At 34.0% G+C, this 18,630-nt stretch carries 16 protein-coding genes and 1 riboswitch; of the genes, 4 read left to right on the forward strand and 12 right to left on the reverse strand.

Going from position 1 to position 18,630, the window contains the following annotated elements; all coding sequences use genetic code 11:
• Positions 1-9: 9 nt before the first annotated feature.
• The 7 genes from ACTSKG_RS07055 to ACTSKG_RS07085 all read right to left on the reverse strand — a co-directional run bounded on the left by ACTSKG_RS07055 (position 10) and on the right by ACTSKG_RS07085 (position 5,801).
• A complete protein-coding gene (locus ACTSKG_RS07055) occupies positions 10-915 on the reverse strand; it encodes a chemotaxis protein (RefSeq protein ID WP_464757437.1) in 906 nt (301 codons plus the stop codon).
• A gap of 67 nt (positions 916-982) precedes the next feature.
• On the reverse strand, positions 983-1,852 hold the full coding sequence (locus ACTSKG_RS07060; protein WP_464757438.1) for an NAD(P)-dependent oxidoreductase: 870 nt from the start codon (positions 1,850-1,852) through the stop codon (positions 983-985).
• 141 nt (positions 1,853-1,993) lie between these two features.
• Positions 1,994-3,232, reverse strand: a complete 1,239-nt coding sequence (locus ACTSKG_RS07065) for a hypothetical protein (protein ID WP_464757439.1) — start codon at positions 3,230-3,232, stop codon at positions 1,994-1,996.
• Positions 3,232-4,386, reverse strand: coding sequence for a DUF58 domain-containing protein (locus tag ACTSKG_RS07070; RefSeq protein WP_464757440.1), 1,155 nt, complete (start codon positions 4,384-4,386; stop codon positions 3,232-3,234). The genes ACTSKG_RS07065 and ACTSKG_RS07070 overlap by 1 nt, the downstream gene beginning before the upstream one ends.
• Positions 4,383-5,321 carry an AAA family ATPase gene (locus ACTSKG_RS07075; protein ID WP_464757441.1) on the reverse strand — a complete coding sequence of 313 codons (939 nt, stop codon included), beginning with the start codon at positions 5,319-5,321 and terminating at the stop codon, positions 4,383-4,385. The genes ACTSKG_RS07070 and ACTSKG_RS07075 overlap by 4 nt, the downstream gene beginning before the upstream one ends.
• A gap of 21 nt (positions 5,322-5,342) precedes the next feature.
• Entirely contained in the window at positions 5,343-5,519 is a 177-nt protein-coding gene (locus tag ACTSKG_RS07080; RefSeq protein WP_464757442.1) for a Spo0E family sporulation regulatory protein-aspartic acid phosphatase, read from the reverse strand.
• A gap of 93 nt (positions 5,520-5,612) precedes the next feature.
• Entirely contained in the window at positions 5,613-5,801 is a 189-nt protein-coding gene (locus ACTSKG_RS07085; RefSeq protein WP_464757443.1) for a hypothetical protein, read from the reverse strand.
• A 125-nt stretch (positions 5,802-5,926) separates the two neighbouring features.
• On the opposite strand from ACTSKG_RS07085, the gene ACTSKG_RS07090 reads away from it, so the two are divergent.
• From ACTSKG_RS07090 to ACTSKG_RS07100, 3 genes are all read left to right on the forward strand, one after another.
• The gene (locus tag ACTSKG_RS07090; RefSeq protein WP_387579149.1) at positions 5,927-6,115 is read left to right on the forward strand and encodes a YkvS family protein; all 189 of its coding nucleotides are present in this window, start codon (positions 5,927-5,929) and stop codon (positions 6,113-6,115) included.
• Positions 6,116-6,180: 65 nt separating this feature from the next.
• Entirely contained in the window at positions 6,181-6,789 is a 609-nt protein-coding gene (locus ACTSKG_RS07095) for a lysostaphin resistance A-like protein (protein ID WP_464757444.1), read from the forward strand.
• A gap of 156 nt (positions 6,790-6,945) precedes the next feature.
• The gene (locus ACTSKG_RS07100; protein WP_464757445.1) at positions 6,946-7,551 is read left to right on the forward strand and encodes an LptM family lipoprotein; all 606 of its coding nucleotides are present in this window, start codon (positions 6,946-6,948) and stop codon (positions 7,549-7,551) included.
• Positions 7,552-7,865: 314 nt separating this feature from the next.
• Here the strand turns inward: ACTSKG_RS07100 and ACTSKG_RS07105 are convergent, their stop codons facing one another.
• The gene (locus ACTSKG_RS07105; RefSeq protein ID WP_464757446.1) at positions 7,866-8,312 is read right to left on the reverse strand and encodes a MarR family winged helix-turn-helix transcriptional regulator; all 447 of its coding nucleotides are present in this window, start codon (positions 8,310-8,312) and stop codon (positions 7,866-7,868) included.
• Between the two features lie 57 nt (positions 8,313-8,369).
• On the reverse strand, positions 8,370-9,464 hold the full coding sequence (locus ACTSKG_RS07110) for an ATP-binding protein (protein WP_464757447.1): 1,095 nt from the start codon (positions 9,462-9,464) through the stop codon (positions 8,370-8,372).
• 228 nt (positions 9,465-9,692) lie between these two features.
• Between ACTSKG_RS07110 and ACTSKG_RS07115 the strand changes: the two genes are divergently transcribed.
• A complete protein-coding gene (locus ACTSKG_RS07115) occupies positions 9,693-11,429 on the forward strand; it encodes a B12-binding domain-containing radical SAM protein (RefSeq protein ID WP_464757448.1) in 1,737 nt (578 codons plus the stop codon).
• A gap of 162 nt (positions 11,430-11,591) precedes the next feature.
• On the opposite strand, the gene ACTSKG_RS07120 is transcribed toward ACTSKG_RS07115, so the two are convergent.
• From ACTSKG_RS07120 to ACTSKG_RS07130, 3 genes are all read right to left on the reverse strand, one after another.
• Complete coding sequence (locus ACTSKG_RS07120; protein WP_464757449.1) at positions 11,592-12,944, reverse strand: TrkH family potassium uptake protein; 1,353 nt, start codon at positions 12,942-12,944, stop codon at positions 11,592-11,594.
• 109 nt (positions 12,945-13,053) lie between these two features.
• Entirely contained in the window at positions 13,054-13,821 is a 768-nt protein-coding gene (locus ACTSKG_RS07125; RefSeq protein WP_464757450.1) for a TerC family protein, read from the reverse strand.
• A 60-nt stretch (positions 13,822-13,881) separates the two neighbouring features.
• A riboswitch (yybP-ykoY riboswitch) is annotated at positions 13,882-13,978 on the reverse strand.
• Between the two features lie 506 nt (positions 13,979-14,484).
• Positions 14,485-17,547 carry an efflux RND transporter permease subunit gene (locus ACTSKG_RS07130; protein ID WP_464757451.1) on the reverse strand — a complete coding sequence of 1,021 codons (3,063 nt, stop codon included), beginning with the start codon at positions 17,545-17,547 and terminating at the stop codon, positions 14,485-14,487.
• Positions 17,548-18,630 lie beyond the last annotated feature (1,083 nt).

Consider the following 18,630-nt stretch of genomic DNA (forward strand, 5'->3'; position numbering starts at 1 on the left):
CGCTAGTTTTTATAAAATAAATTGATCAATTTTTAATACTAACTCTGCAATTTCTGGTTTACTAATTTGGTCTTCTGCCCCTACTTGATCGCCCTTATGTCGAAGATCTTCTGTTATTAAACTAGAGAATATTAGAACAGGCAGTTTAGATAAATTACCACTTTCCTTTACTTTTCTAGTTAAAGTATGTCCATCCATTTGTGGCATTTCAATATCAGTAACTATCATTTGGACATGTTCCGAAACATCTGGCGACACTTTTTCTAGGCTTTCAAGATAATCTAATGCATCTTTTCCATTTTCAAAAAAATCTAAGTTTATGTAACCAGCCTCATTTAATGTATCATGTAAAAGTTTTCTTAGAAGCGGTGAATCTTCAGCAATAACAATCTTCTTATTTGAACGCTCTCGATTTCCAAGCTTTTTTATTGAATTCACATTAATACCCGATTCTGGATTTATATCTACAATGATGCGCTCAAAATCTAGTAATAGAATCATTTCATCGTCTCGTTTTATAACACCAATTACATGAGAAGAACTCCCTTGATATATATCAGAAGGCTTCTCAATTTGATCCCATGAGATACGATGAATTTGTGTTACATTATCTACATGAAAAACGACTCTTTGTTTGTTAAATTCCGCAACAATATATTTTTCCTGTTCATTTCTAACTACTACAGGTAGTCCTAAAACCTTCGCCATACTAACTACTGGAAGAACTTCTCCACGAAGTTGAACAATTCCCTCCACATGTGGATGTGCATGTGGAACAAATGTAACTGTAATTGGCTGAATTATTTCTTTTACTTTAATAACATTTATACCAAATTTATTAGAACTTACTTGAAATTCTACTATTTCTAATTCATTTGTTCCGCTTTCAAGTAAAATACCTTTATGATCATTCACACGAATCGCCCTTTCCTGCCCATTGATTTGTATCTATTGTATCATAAAGTAGTAATTATCCCCTATATCATTCGTATGATTTTATTAATGTTTGTGTACCATTATCCTCGTATCCATGTGCTACTAATTCATCATACATAGATTTTGTAAGCTGTAATCCAGGAAGTTGTAAATTCATCTTTTCTGCTTCATCTAATGCAATCTTCATATCTTTCACAAAATGTTTAATATAAAAACCAGGTTCAAAGTTTCCAGCTATCATTCGAGGAGCTAAATTACTCAATGACCAAGAACCTGCTGCTCCTGTTGATATGGAACGTAACACTTGGTCCAAATCTAATCCTGCTTTTTTTCCGTAGGCAAGTGCTTCGCAAACACCAATCATTCCTGTCGCTATCGTAATTTGGTTACACATTTTCGTATGTTGACCCGCACCCGATGGTCCTTGGTACAAAATTGTTTCGCCAAAGAGACTCAAAACAGGAAACACTTGATCGAATGTTTCTTTATCTCCGCCGCACATTATAGAAAGCTTTCCTGATCGGGCACCAATATCTCCACCCGAAACTGGTGCATCGAGGGCAAGCATTCCTCTTTCTTTCGCTGATTTATCAATTTTTTGAGCAAGTGTCGGTGTAGAGGTAGTCATATCTATTACAACTAATCCTTTATTGTCTGCTCCTAAAATACCATTCTCACCAAAATATATTTCCTCGACGTCGTGTGGGTACCCAACCATAGTAAATAAAATTTGAGCGTTTTTAGCTACCTCATGTGGCGAACTTGCCCAAGTTGCACCTATAGAAACAAGTTCTTCAGCTTTTTCTTTCGTTCTCGTGTATATAGCTAGTTCATGACCCGCTTTCAATAAATGCTTAACTAAACTTTTCCCCATAACTCCAGTACCAATAAAACCTATTTTTAAATGCTCTGACATGTATATTCCCCCAGAAGTATTTTTTATATCTATAGTGTACCAAAAAAAGAGGATCACCCAAATATTTTTGGGTAATCCTTAAAAAGGGGGAAATGAGAATGTTGCTGTGTTCTATATTAATATGCCCCGTTTACTTATTCTTTAAACATCTTTTTCAATAAAAAAATTATTTTTTGTTTCATTTAAGGTCCCCAAAAATAGTTCCGCTTTCTCAGCACTAATCGATTGTTTTCCATACCTCACTTCTTCGTATATTTGAAAAAAGTCATCTTCTACTTTCCATCCCATTCTTTTAAACCATTCTCTTACTGTTTCACTTTTATTTCTCTCTATTTCAAATGACCGAGCTTCCATTTCAAACGCTAAATACTTTTCACGCAAAAGTGATGTTTCAACTTTGTATAAGGAGTTTGATTGGCTCTTTTGTTTTTCTTCTTCATTTAATTGACTGTTATCATAATCAATTTCAATTTGCTCGACTTCGAATTTGTCTGGTTTATTTTTTAGCAAATATCGTATGAAAAATAAAACTACAATTACAGCTAGTCCAAAATATATCCATTCGAAAGGGAAATGTATGGTAGTTTCGTTAACAATAATATCTTTTGTCTCAAGTTTACCTAGCTCCCCTACCTCTGTTTGGTTGTCCTCTTCCATTTCTCTAATTTGGAACATATCAATCAAACCTTCCATATAACCCATTAGAGGTCCAAAAGGGATGAGTACTACATGGAGGATAGCTACAAACAGAACATCAAACATTTTACGCAATATTGGAGCTAAGAAATAAATAAAAACAGAAATACATGTCATCGTAACGATACTAACAATATAAACACCTGCTAATTTCATTATTGGAAGAGAATTTTGCTTGTCCGTGTTTATCAAAACAGAGAATAATCGTATCCCAACAAATAGAGCAATACCTGTTAAGAACACTGTATAAAGAAGGAAACGATACCCTTCATATCCTAAAATAAAACAAATAAAATGAATCAAAAGAAAAAAAGCGATAAATAGGAGTGAAAAGCTACTATCTGTAGTTTGCATATTTTGAATTGTATTAAATCTTGCTTGAATTCGCCATATCGAAAAGGCGACAGCTAGTATAAACAACCAAAAAGGAGCTCCAAAAAGGAAAAGGATTAACAAAGTTATCGTAGGGATAATAAACGGAATAACCATATTTGGGCCTGTTTTTCTGAAAATAAACAAGCTAGCAACAGCAATGACTAATTGTAGTCCAATCCAAATAAAAGGTAAGACTTTAATTGTTTCATTGGAAATCAATACAAAAACCAATGCAATGATCCATATATCTCTCATATAGTTTCCAAATGACTGTACTTGAATATTAATATTGCGGATGGAAGTATTCACTAAGCGCTCCCCCCTTCTCCTATAACTGTGGGGTATAAAACGTTTGTACGTTGCTCCCAAGGGCTTAGGTAAGGTAAAAACTTCACTAGGTCATGTGTCATTATATACACTGCAACAGGAAGCTCTTCATGTGAATCAATGAAATTAATTATCTTTTCAAATGGAATAAGAATATCACTTACAGACAAGATGGATAGAATTTCTAGTGCTTGTATCCGATGCGCATCTCCACTACCAATAGGTAAATAAACAAAAGGAATTTTTCCAAAGGTTCGTATATTGATTGCAAAAGAGAAAGGTATATCTTTTTTATAACAAGCGTCTATATGAGAAGCGAGCCACTCGATTTTTTCTTCAAAATCTGCAACTACACTAAATTGTTCCTTAAGATTTACAACAAATAGAACGGAGACATTTGCTACTTTCGTAAAAATTTTCGTTTGTAGCTCTTGTGTCTTAGCACTAGCTTTCCAGTGAATATGATGGAATTGGTCCCCCGGCTCATATTGTCTTGTTCCTACTGGAAAAAAAGGATCATCAAATAAAGATGAATTTAATTCTAAATGTCCTTGCTTAAACTTTGATGGCATAAGCTCTTCATTAATGGTATAGATTTGTGGAAAAACAATTGCATCCATTAAAATAAATGACTTGAAACTAAGCATTATTGATCCATCCGTTAAAGGATGCGGAATTTGAAGTTCAATTTCTTTAATCCTAGCGAGACCTCTATGAACACCTTTTATAGGAATTTTTAAAGTTACTCGCTTTTTATATCCAATCGAAAAAGGTACTTGTACTTCATGAAAACCACCAACTGATACATGCTGAATACCATTTGGTGATATATCATTCTGAAAAGAGATTAATAGAGTAGCATTCCAAATAGGCAAACCTTTATTTTGGAAAGTTAGTACTATATTAGAAGCTGTATCTTTCATTAAACGCACTCTTTTTTTTTCATTTAACAGCTCTAATTTCTCTCCAACTTTTCGAGAGTAATAAACTTGCACAAGAGCAATGATTAGTAAAAACGAAATAACCGATAAAAAGACATATTGCTTTAAGAGAAAACTAAGGAAAAATATGATAACTAATATATTTACATATATTTTCGTATACCTCAGATCGATATCTTGCCGCTTCCAATTCATCGAATATATGCCTCTACTGGAACTTCAATCTCACTTACTAAATCTCTCATAACTTCTGCTAGGTTATGAATGAGCATTCCTTGCGAAGAAAGCTTCATACGATGTAAACACACTGGTTCTATAACATTCTTCACATCATCCGGTGTTACGTACATTCTATCGTTTATAAAAGCGGATGCTTTAGCTGCTTGCAATAGCGCAAGAGAAGCTCGACTACTTAAGCCTAATTCAATATATGGGTGGTTTCTCGTTCTATGTACAATTTGAATGATATACGTCATGATATCGTCATGCACAGCTACTTCCTTTACTTTCTCAGACCATTCTTCAATTTGTTCTAACGTCACTATTTTTTTAGATTTTACCTCTCCAGGTGAACGACCAAATTGTTGAAGTATAACCCTTTCTTCTTCCAGTGATGGATAATCGATTGCTATTTTAAATAAAAATCGGTCTAATTGTGCTGCAGGAAGTGGAAAAGTCCCTTGTTGTGACTCTACAGGATTTTGAGTAGCTATAACCATAAAAGGAGAACGTAATTTTATTGTTTCTCCATCGATTGTAACTTGTTTTTCCTCCATTGCTTCCAGTAAACTCGACTGTGTTCTTGGCGTAGCCCGATTTATCTCGTCTGCGAGCAGTATATTACTCATTACCGGTCCAACCCTAAGTACAAATTCTTGTTTTTGTGGATGAAAATAGCTAATTCCAGTTACATCGGATGGTAAAACATCTGGAGTAAATTGTAGTCGCTTAAATTCTCCTTGAATTGCTTCAGCAAATGACTTAGCCATCATTGTTTTACCAGAACCAGGTACGCTTTCTAAAAGTACATGCCCTTGTACTATAAGACCCATTAGCATTAATTTAATTTCCTTTTTCCTTCCAACAATAGCTTTGTTCAATTCCTCTTGAAGCAACGAAATACCACTCATAACCACTTCTCCCTTTATAAGTCAATCTATCTTTGCTTTAATCGTATCACAATTATCTAAATATTGAAACTCATTTAAAAGCTGATCCAACTCTTCACTTAAACGAATTGTTTCTTGATTGGAAACTCCATTTTCAGTAGCAGACTGTATCATTTTTTCTCTCGTATATTCTACTCGCTTCAAAATAGATTCTAGCATATAGAATCGCTCCTTTAACAATATATACATTCTTTTCAGTATACCTTTTGCATGAAGTTTTAAACCGAGAACTTCTCGACAATTTTAGACAATTTAACTTCTTGGGATTTTTAAATAAGTAAATACCACTTGAGCACCTTGCATTGCATTTCCAGAAAAATGTTTAAAATCTTCTCTTTTGATCAATACTTCTCGAAAAGCAAGAAAATCATTTTTTGCAATTTCTAATGTTTGAATTTCTCCACTTTTAAGTTGCTCTAACATTTCTTCATATGTTTTCATCTAATCATTCCTTTCTTTTATTGAATGATGTATTATTTTAATGCTTTTGACTAAAATACTTTACGAATACCTTTTTTTAGGGCAAACTGTAATGTAATAAGTTCTAAAAAGGGGAGGGACAGTCTGTGAAAGTTGCAGAAGTTGGTAATATAATAGAATTTAGTGATGGTCTTCAAGGTATTGTTGAAAAAGTTAACGAAAACTCTGTTATAGTAAATTTAACATTTATGGAGAACTTTGATGAACTCGAAATAGAAGAAAAAACGGTAGTAAATCATAAACGTTATAAAATATTATATAGCAATGAAGATTAAACGTCATGCCGTTCCTCTTTCATAGATGAACGGTATTTTACATAATTGTTAGGATGTGTTTTTTTATGAATAGTCAGATACTAGTTAGATTAATACTGTCTTTGTTTTTTGCTTACTTATTCACTTGGATATCATTTTCAAATGAGAAAGAATTTTGGTACTTTTACACTTTTACGATCCTTTTCCTCATGTCTATTGCTTATTTTTATACTAAAATTAAAGACGAGGTCAAAACGCTTTCTTATATTTTTTGGGGTTTAATTTATGGAACGCTTATATATGCTATTATAGCATTTGGTTACAAATTAATCCATATATTGCCTATAATTTCAGCTTCAGGTATAAATGATTTTATTACCAAATTTGCTCCATCTTCTATTTCACAATATGTATTCCTTTTCATTCTTATCGCACCAGGAGAAGAATTATTTTGGAGGGGTTATATTCAACAACAATTAAAGAATTGGTTTAAACCTTTTTATGCTGTTGTTATCAGTTCTGCATTATTTAGTCTTTCTTTAGTTTTTAGCGGATTTGGGTTAGGAATTTTAGGTGCTTTCGTTGTAGGTATCCTTTTTGGTCTTTTATATGAATGGAAAAAAAGTATGCAACTTATCATATTGGCACATATAACCATGTTAGTATTATTATTTTTAGTGTTTCCACTTATATGAAACATTTATCTACTTTTCTCGTCTATTTAGAAAAGAGATAGTCGCATAATTTGTGGCAATCTTGCTCAGGTGTCTATTAGTATTTGAGCCTTGAAGCTAGACATCATTTTTTGGAAAAGTTATACTAGTTAATCATTAAAAAGGAGATGAATGATCATGAAAAAAATAAACTCATTACTTTCCATTCTATTAATTACTGTATTATTAGCTGCATGCGGTACAACTACAGGAAACGAAAAAGCCAATCAACCTGACAGTGAAATTAAGAATGCAGAACAAACAGAAGCAGCAGGAAATACAACGGAGACAAAAGAAGAACTTAAAGGAACTTCAGCTAAAAGTGAAAGCCAAAACTATTCTGTTACACTGATGGATGGGTTTGAATTAACTGGAGAAGAGCCAAATAAAGATATGATTTTTAACACCGAAAACGATGCACAATCCATGAGAATTGAAACATTCGATTCTCATGAGGTCAACTTAGATGAAGTTACGAATAATTTAGTAGACATTCTTAAGGCATCCAATGAAAATGGGAAATTGGTAGAAATTTCTGATGAAGATCAACTTCCTAAAAACGAAGGTATTAAAGAAGTTAAGGGTTATCAAATAGATACACCTGAAGGTATGGTTTCAGGATATACATTTGAACGAGAAGGATTAATTATAAAACTTACTGTATTTGATACAAATGAAAATCCTGCTTTAGATAAGTTCGTTAAAATGGCAGAAACAATTAAGAAAAGCGCAAGCGCACTTTAACTGCATCTTGTCTTCCCTAATTCCTGAGTACTTTGGACGAAACATTTGCTCCTGCGGTTACTCGTCGCAGAAAAATATTGGCTACACTATTACCGTTAGAATTATGGATCGAGAAGTGACTGCTTCACTTCTCGATCCATTTTTTCTGTAACCTTGTGGCGGATGCTTGTCCGTCGCCCTCTTAGAATTTGTGAGGTCATGATGCGTTTAGTTGGGATAATGAGAGAAAAATACTTTTCTAATTTTAAAAGCGGATTTCTTCACAAATAATAAAACAAGCTTCTAACGTAAAACAGCGTTGGAAGCTTGTTTTATTAGCTTGAAAGATCTTTAATAGATAGTCCAAGCTTCTTTACTAACTCAATTACTACTTGCTTTTCTTCATTGGACAAGGCGCTCATTAGCTCAACCAGTTGCTCTTCATGTCTAGGAAAAAGTTCATTCATGAAAGTAGTACCTGCTGTTGTAATTTCCGCAAAAGTGACACGGCGATCTGTCTCGCTTGAAACTCTACAAATATAGCCCCTAGCCTCTAACTTGTCTACTACATAGGTAATAGAACCGCTCGCTAATAAAATTTTATTACCGATTTGTTGAAGTGGCTGTTTTCCTTTATGATATAAAAGTTCTAAAACTGCGAATTCTGTAGGATTTAGTCCATTTTCTTGAAAAAAATAATTTGTACTTTCATGAATTACTTTATGTGCTCTTGATAAAACAATAAATAACTTTAACGCAGCGTTCGATTGTTCATTTGACATTTATCGTCATCCTCACCTAGATATAATACATTAACAACTATTATATAGGTCATACATTCAAATTGTCAAAATAGGTTTATTTTGTACTTTACTAGGTAGAATAAATTTAAAAACGGTTCCTTTTCCAACAGAACTATCGACTTCTATGGTTCCACCATGTGATTCAATTACTTTGTAAATGTGTGGTAAACCAAGACCTGTCCCTCCTGTTTTTGTGGAAAAAAAAGGATTGAAAATTTTTTCTAAATTCTTTTCTTCTATTCCATACCCGTGATCTTCTACGGAAACACATAAGAATGAATTATCTTGTATGTCTATTTCCTCAGAAATGTTCACATTAATATTACCACCCATCGGCATTGCTTCGATTGCATTTTTAATAGCATTTATAAAAACTTGTTTCAATTGGTTCCGATCACCTAAAATTTCGCTTTCCTTTGTAACTCCGTAATTTATAGATAAATTGATATTTTTCAATAGAGCCTGGGGTGCCATAAAATTAACAACTTCATGAATCAAGTCCCTCATCTCAAAATTATAAAATTTATAATTTGTCGGCTTTGAAACTTGTAAAAATTCTGTTAAAATTTCTTCCATTCGCTGTAATTCATCATTAATAACTGCTAAGTATCTTTTACCGTCCTCATTTGCTGTTTTATAAAGCAGCTGAGTAAAACCCTTTAAGGAAGTCATTGGATTACGAATTTCATGTGCAATGCTCGCTGCTAGTTGCCCAAGTGTACTAAGTGATTCGCTATGATCTAATCTTTTTTTCATACTCATCTTTTCCGATTCATCATGAACCTCAGTTAAATATAATTTAGTATCTTTCTGTTTAGATACCCTAATTCGTATATACTTTAATTCACCTAAGTTATCTTGAATCTCACTAAAAAGCTCAGCTTTTCCATCCCTAAGTAAAGCTTGGATAAAAGTTTTTTTATCCTCAAAACTTTTCTTTAACTTTTCTAATAGTCGAAGAGCATTCATACCACATAATTCGCTTCTACTTATTTGAAGCATTTCTTCTATAGTAGTATTAACCTCTAAAATTATCCCTTTTTCATTGATGAAAATAAGCCCGGATGAATAAAACTGAAAGACATGTTCAAACTTTTTTTTATATTTGTACTCAGCTAGCACCAATACCACCAAACCTCTCCTTGCGATTGAAAAACCATCTCCATAAAAAGAAAAATAATTAATGGAGTAAAACTCAATTAATAAATAATAGATTAAATTTTTCATCAACTAATTCAAATGTTTGTTAATTCTGATTATTTCATAACCTTTTTGAGAAAGAAATGATTCCATTTTCCTATATTGTCGACAACTATATTCATTGTTACAATATATATACGTAAAAAAGGAGTTTAAAAAATGAATATAATACTAACTACACTAAATGCAAAATACATTCATACAAATTTAGCTTTGCGCTGCCTAAAAGCCTATGCTGAACCTGAATATTCCCCCCTCATTACTGAATATACAATAAAAGATCCAGCTTTTAATATTGTTGCTGACTTATATCAGAAAAAACCTGATATTGTAGGATTTAGCTGTTACATTTGGAATATCGAAGAAACTATTAGGGTCATAAAGATACTAAAGACTGTAGATCCCTCTGTAACAATCATTTTAGGAGGACCAGAAGTTTCTTATGATACAAATGTATGGTTAAAACAAGTCAAAGAGATAGATTATATTGTTGTTGGAGAAGGAGAACATTCTTTTAAAGAGTTATTAAACTTCTTACATAAAAAACAATCCATAAAAGATGTTCCTGGAGTAGCATATGTACAAGACGACAAATTTATTCTAAATGCGCTACCACCAAAATTAGATTTAAGAGAATCACCAACACCTTTCCGTTTTGCCGAAGATATTCCTAATCTGTCGAAACGTATCGTTTACATTGAAACTAGTCGTGGTTGTCCTTTCTCCTGTCAATTTTGTCTCTCTTCCATCGAAGTGGGAGTACGTTATTTCAATAGAGATAAAGTAAAAGAAGACATTCGCTTTTTGATGAATAACGGAGCGAAAACGATAAAATTTGTAGATCGAACATTTAATATTAGTAGAAGTTATGCAATGGAGATGTTTCAATTTTTAATTGATGAACATTTACCAGGTGTTGTATTTCAATTTGAAATAACTGCTGATATTATGCGACCAGAAGTAATAGAATTTTTAAATGAAAATGCTCCGGCAGGACTATTCCGTTTTGAAATTGGTGTTCAATCTACAAATGATCTGACCAACGAACTTGTAAAACGTAGACAAAATTTTGAGAAGTTAAAACGAACTGTGACAATGGTCAAAAGTGGAGGAAAAATTGATCAGCATCTCGATTTAATCGCTGGTCTACCAGAAGAAGATTATAGTTCCTTTAGACGAACTTTTAATGAAGTATTTGAAATGCGTCCAGAAGAATTACAACTTGGCTTTTTAAAATTACTAAGAGGAACTGGATTGCGTGTAGAGGCCGAAAAATACGGTTATGTATATGTGGATCAAGCACCGTATGAAATATTCTCTAATAATGTATTAACATTTGATGATATTCTTCGCATAAAACAAGTGGAAGATGTATTAGAAAAATATTGGAATGCTCACAGAATGGATCGTACACTTGAGTATTTATTCGAGCACATATTCGATACACCATTCGACTTTTTCCAACAGTTTGGAACGTTCTGGGAAGAACGAAATTGGTCGAAAATTGGTCATCAATTAGAGGATTTATATATAAGATTAAATTCCTTCTTAGCAAATATAGAAAACATCTCATTAGAAGTTGTTCAAAGTGTAATGAAACTAGATTATTTATCCAAGCAAAAGTTTCAGCCCCGTAAACCATGGTGGGAAAATGATATGAATAAAGAAGAGCAATCGTATCATTATAAACAGCTATTAAGTGATCCGTCTATTGCAGGAGTAGAGTTTGCAAACCTACAATTGAACGAACGTGAATTATATAAGCAAACATTTATTACACCTATCTCCATTTGTATAGATTCTTACAAAAAAGGAATAATCCAAGAAAAAGAAGGCTACTTACTAACTACATTTGGAAAAAGCAATGCACCCCATCTTTCTTATATAAAGAAATAAGTAGAAATTGCTTCCCCTCGATAGAGAGAATGCTCTATCCACTCATATTAAGGGAAAGTGCTTTCGAATAATTGGGAATTGCGCGTTCTAGGAATAGTAAAAACTGTCCTTATAAGTAAAATCGAGCTTAAAGTCTAGTGATGGACTTTATGCTCGGTTTTTTTAACCAATAATAACTCGCTCTTTAGGGTAGCGGAATTTTGTTTTATTACTTTTCCCACCTAATGAATATAAAAATGAAATTAAGCCTACACGCCCAATAAACATTAGAACCATAATAATTACTTTTCCTGTATTGGACAGGTCCTCCGTTATTCCAAGAGACATCCCACAAGTTCCGAAAGCTGATGTTATTTCAAAGATTAAAGAAGTAATTGGAACATTTGTTTCAGTAACTGATAATAATATAGTAGCAGCAAATACCATTGCAAATGCTAAAATGATCACTGCAAATGCTCGAAATATGTCGATTAAATGCACTTCACGATTAAAAATTTGCACACTATCTTTTCCTCTAGAAAAATTTATTAGAAATAATACAGCAATAGCAAATGTTGTCGTCCTAATTCCTCCACCGACTGAGCTTGGGGATGCGCCAATAAACATGAGTACACTCATTAAAAAGTTAGTACCTTCCTGAAACTGTGTAACATCTATCGTGGTTAATCCTGCAGAACGTGTAGAAACCGAATGGAATAGAGCGGTAAAGAATTTTTCATGCCACGGCATTCCTTTAAATGAATAGAACATTTCTAGTAAATAAATCATTATGGTGCCAAAGACCAAAAGAATGGCATAAGTTAGTGTTGTAAGTCTTGTAAATAGAGAAAAACGAAATCCTTTATTCTTATTCGATAGAAATTCTTTCACTTCTATTAGAACAGGGAACCCAATAGCTCCAAAAATGATAAGAAAAATTGTAATCATTTGTACAAAATAATCATGATGATAAGGAATTAAGGAATCTCCTGTAATATCAAATCCCGCATTTGTAGTAGCAGATACTGATGTAAAAATACCATGTGTCAAAGCTTCTTTGAACGAATCGTAATATTGGGTAAAATACAAGGTCAACAATGACGCTCCTATTACCTGAAGTAGCAATAATATTTTTACGATTTCTTTAATTAAGTTTACTACTCCGGATATACTGGATTGGTTGTAATCTACCATTATCAGTTGGCGTTCACGAAGTCCAATTTTTTTACCCGAAATTAGCCAAACAAACGTACCTAAAGCCATGATTCCAATACCACCTAATTGCAGTACGAGTATTATCATAAAATATCCAAATACGCTGTATGTTTCAGAAATATTAACCGTTGATAACCCTGTGACACTTACAGCACTTACAGCCGTAAATAAACTATCAATAAAATTAACATGAATTCCCGGCTTGTGAACACCCGGTAATCGAAGAAGTATTACTGAGATTGCGATTGCAATAAAATAATAAGTCACAATCGCTTGGGCTGGAGTAGAATTTAATTTTGTTTTAAGGCGTTTTTTTATCATGGAAGTAATTTCCTTTCGGTGAACGAAGAGACTGTTCCCTCATTGTAAGAAAAAAAAGCATAAAAAGATAGCTAAAACCATCTATCTTTTATGCTTTTCCACTTAAATACTATTTGTAAACTTTTTTGTTTGATACCACACCAAAAATATAACCCAAAAGTGCAATGCCTAATAGAACCGTCCAAAACGTAATCTCCCAAGGAGCTGAGTGTGGGAAATGTTCATCTAATATATGAACTTTTGGATGTGAAAGTGTCAAAACAAGTAGTTTTACTCCAACCCATCCTACGATTAAGAAAGCAGCTGTTTCTAATGAAGGATATTTTTCAAGCAATTGAACAAATTTATGAGCAGCAAAACGCATTATGACTAGCCCAATTACTCCTCCCAAGAACATTACTGCAAATTGCCCACCATTTATTCCCCCAATATGTAATTCACCAAGCTCTGGCAAAGTAACCGCAATAGCTACAGCAGCAAGCATCGAATCAATAGCAAAGGCGATATCAGCTACCTCTACTTTTAATACAGTAAACCAAAAACTTGATCCATTTGATGTTTTCCCATCAAAATTAGGATGAGCTTCTTGTTTATTTTTCGATTTATCATAAATATGTTTTAAAGAAATAAACAGCAAATACGCTGCGCCTAGAGCCTGTACTTGCCACACATTCACTAGGAATGTGATCATAAAAAGTGCCAAAAACCTAAATATAAAAGCTCCCACTAATCCATAGAATAATGCCTTTTTCTGTTTATCCTTTGGTAAGTGTTTTACCATCACAGCCATCACTACTGCATTATCTGCTGCAAGTAAACCTTCCAATCCGACTAATACAAGTAATACCCATCCATACTGAAATAAAATTGCTTCCATTAATATCCTCCTTTTTGCATATAAAAAGACCTTTGCCTTTAAAAAGGCAAAGGTCTCGCTAAGCAATTGAATAATTACTATCATAACCGATGGCAAAAGCCATGTAATGACGACTATGAAATAGGTTTCCCTATAGCTACTCCCCTTTGACATATGTCAAAAGTCTATTTAATTATGTTATTCATTATATCATACTGATTAAAATTATAGAAGTAGAACTATTTATTTGTCTTAGGGAAAATCCTTCTTAAGCACAAGTGCATCTTGGCTTAACTAATTCCTGGGTTCTTTGGACAAAACATTGCCTACACAATTATCGTTAGAGGTATGGATCGTGAAGTGACTGCTTCACGATTCATTTTTTCAGTAATCTTGCGGTGGATGTTTGTCCATGCCTTCTGAAATTATTTGAAGTCAAGGTGCTTTTGGTTTGGATAATGAAAGATATTATCCTGTCCTACTCTTTTTAAAGCGGGCGAAGATACGATTTCGTCCGTGGCTTCACTATTCTATTAATCGATACTACCTATTTTTTCATTGTCCATTTGTTCTATAGATAAGCAAAAGAAAGTACTTCATTTCATTGATTGGGCAAAGCATCTTGACTTTCTTATTTCCCCTAAAAGGCGGCAATCCCTAGAGGATTTGCTACCCCCAGAAAAGTTAATTGGAACTAGCTTTTTTCCTTGTTTCTTTATCAAATAAACTGTAAATAACAGGGACAACATATAAAGTCAAAAATGTGGAACTAATTAATCCTCCAACTACCGTTATTCCCATCGGTTGATTAATCTCGGTTCCTTCTCCTATCCCTAGTGCAAGCGGAACTAGTCCTAAAATGGTCGTTAGAGCCGTCATTAGGATTGGACGAACGCGATCCCTTACGGAGGTTATTATCGCTTCATAAGATCCCATACCAGATGCTTTTCGTTGATTGATATAATCCACTAGGACTATCCCATTGTTTACAACAATACCGACTAATATAAGTATACCGATTACTGCAGAAATACTTATAGGTGTATTTGTTGAAAATAGACCAATGAAAATTCCTATAGTAATAAGGGGGACAGTGAACATAATAACGAAAGGATATTTATATGATTCAAATTGTGCAGCCATTACTATATATACTAAAACTATGGCTAATAATACAGCTAAAATCATATCATTTTTTGCATTATCCAATAATTCTCTATCTCCTCCAAAAGAAATGAGAACATTGTCTGGTAATTTAGCCTTGACAATTGCTTCATCCACCAAATCGGATATTTCACCTAGAGAGTATTGAGATCCATATTTTAGTGTGAACGTAACGGCACCAGTTTGATTTACTCTTCGAATCGTTAAAGGACCTTCTGCTATTTTGATGTTAGCTACATCTTGTAATGTAATATATTGACCGGAAAGAGTTCTTAACTTCAATTTTTTCAGTTGTTCCACACTATTACGGTAAGCTTCATCATATTTCACATAAACCCCGTATACTTCTTCTTGTTCAGAAATAATTTGGGTAGCAAATACACCTCTCGTCACATTGTTTACCATTTGAGCAATCTGAATGGGAGCAAGTCCATATTCTGTTGCTGCATCTTTGTTTACAGTCATTTGTACTTCATCGATAGTTTCTGTTAGATCATTTCTCATACTTGTGATGCCATTAATCTTTTCAACTTGTTTCGAAACTGAATTTACAGCTTTATTCAAATTATCTTTGCTTGCAGATGATAATGTAAACGATAAGGAGTTCGGTGATGAACCTGCAGCCGTCTGCATATTAAAATTTACTTCTACATTCTTTCCTGCTACTTGAATTACTTTTGGTCGGACTTCATCTACAAAAGTGAAAGTAGATCGTTTGCGCTTATCTAATGGAATTAGCTTTACAGATATTTCTGCAATATTCGACTTAGATGTTCCTCTAGATTGTCCTTCTTGGTTTCCTCCAACAAAACTAACATATACTTCTACATCTTTCTCTTTTTGCAATTCCTTCTCAATATTCTTAACAACTTTGTCAGTTGCTGCAAAAGATGCTCCATTTTCGAGCCTTACTGCAATCGTCACAAACCCCTCGTCTGTAGCTGGCAAAAATTCTGTTCCGATGCGGAATAAACCAAACGTTGAAATCGCTAATAAAATAAATGTAATGGAAAGAACTAAAGCACGATGAGACAATGACCATCTAACTGATCTTTCAAAATTATTATATGCTTTCGAACGTCGTCTTCTTGCTTCCAAATCCCCTTTTGGTTTCTTCAGCATTCTACTAGCCATCATAGGAATTACCGTAATTGCCACAACTAACGAAGCAAATAAACTAAACGAAATAGTCAATGCAAATTCCGTGAAAATCTGTCCAATTAAGCCAGAGAGAAATATTACAGGCACGAAAACAGCAACCGTAGTTAAAGTAGAGGCGGTAATAGCTCCCACAACTTCTTTTGTTCCAATATAAGCTGCTTCTCTAGGATTTTTACCTAGCCCTAAATGCCTTTCAATGTTTTCTATTACAACAATTGAATTATCAACTAACATTCCGATACCAAGCGCTAATGCACCAAGTGTCATTATATTTAAGGAAAATCCCGCAAAGAACATCAATACGAATGTTACTATTACAGAATATGGAATAGCTACCCCAATTATAATTGGACTCTTAATCCCTTTTAAAAATACAAACAATATGAGCATCGCTAAAATCCCGCCAGTTAAAAGCGTTGTTCCGATATTATTTATCGCCAATCGAACATAATCCCCTTGGTCAAATAATATATTCGCTTTTACACCGCTATACTCTTTTTTTGACAGTAGCTCGTCCAATGATTGTTTAAATGCTTTTGACACATTGGCTGTATTTGCTTTCGATTCTTGAAAAACAGATAATAAAACGGCAGGTTTGCCATTTGCCCTAGTTTCAGAATTCTGCTCTGGTTCCGTCAGTCGAACCGTTGCAATGTCTGCAATCGTCACCTTTTGACCGTTGAGTGGATTAACAGTAACAACTAGATTTTTAATATCATCGACAGTTGTAAGTGTGCTGACTATTCTTGTTGTTAGCATTTTATTGTCTTCTGTTTCTATAGGATTCCCGGGAAGTGAGATATTATTTGCTTGTATTAGTTGTACAATGTCGTTCTGCGTTAATCCTTTTTCTTCTAACTTATTCTGATTAAGAAGGATTTGCACTTCTTCTACAATCTTACCGGAAACATTTACACTAGCGACTCCTTTTGTGCTAATTAGTTCTTTTTCTAATTTCTCTGCGACTAATCTTATATCTTCATTAGCTTTTGAACCGCTAAGTGACAACTGAATTACAGGAAACTGAGCTGGATCAAACTTTAAAAACTGTGGTTTTGCCGCTCCGTTTGGCATTGGTGTTATGTCAATCCGCTGCATAACATCTAATTCAATTTCATCCATATTCGTGGTCCATTCAAATTCCAATAATATAAAGTTTGCCCCTTCTTGAGAAGTGCTGTTAATGGATTTTATTCCTGGTAATGTACTTAAGGAAGTTTCTAATGGTTTCGTAATTTTCTCACTAACTTCAATTGGATTCGCTCCAGGATAACTTGTAACCACTATTGCGATTGGAGGGTTTAAGTCTGGTATTAAAGTGATGGGAATTTTAAAAAATGAAACACCACCGAGGATGATGATCAAAAACATTATTACTGTGGTGAATACTGGCCTTTTTATGGAGAAATCACTTATTTTCATTTTCGGGGACCACCTTTATATTTGCTATTACTATCATATTCCCCATTAACGAAGAGTTCAAATTTTTAAATAAGTATCTTGTGAAGAGGAGTAGCTATTTTGCGATTTGGGTGTGGGATCTTACGATTCGGAACAATCTTCAGATTCGTTGATGGTTCTTGCGATTTAGTCGCACTACCTTGCGATCATAGTCTATCTTGCGATTTAGGGCAATTTTTCTCCATTTGAGTTTGCCTTTCCATAAGAAATGCGCAAGCGTCCTTTAAGTGCATTTAGTCTTCACTATTTCCAGAGTGCTTTGGACGAAACATTGGCTACACTATTAACGAAGTCTTTTATGGAGGATCTGGAAGTGACTTCGTCACTTCCAGATCCTCTTTTTTCGGTAATCTTATGGCGAATGTTTGTCCGTCGCCCTCTTGAAATTTGCAGAGACAAGGTACATAAAATTTGGATAATGAGAGAATAAATCCTTTCCTATTCTTTTAAAAGCGGACGAAGATGCAATTTCGTCCGCTCAGCACTGCTTTATCAATGGATACTATCTATTCTTTTAGGTTCTACCAACTTTAATCATCTGCCCACTTATTCCTATATACTGTGGACGTGAATAAGTAAAAACATATAGAAAATCCTACTAAATACAGACACCAGAAAGCACTTCAAGTCGTTGTGAATACTGGATGCAATAGCATCTCTTATTCAACAACGATTACAGGATGACATGATCACTACGTTTACTTAACTATTTCTATCCTTTTAGCGATAGCTGGGCTAAATCTTCTTATTCGGTACTACTCACTTAATGAATTGGAGTGAAAGGTGGCGACTCCGGCTGGAGGCCAACAGGATGTTGGTCACGAAGGCGTTGCCACACGATGTGGCGCTCTTAGCCTTCGTTCCTCTAAAGACAGATGAGCGATCACAAACGACGCGAATGCGGAGGGTGATGGCTCATCGCTCACCCCGCGGAACGCGTCCACCTGAAACGGAAATCCGCGGTATTATTTAATTCTTTAAAGTACTATGACACTGGTTTCGAAGGACGATAATCCCATATATTTTCTTAATCTTTTTAAAAAA

This window comes from Psychrobacillus syltrankelensis, from assembly GCF_055454035.1.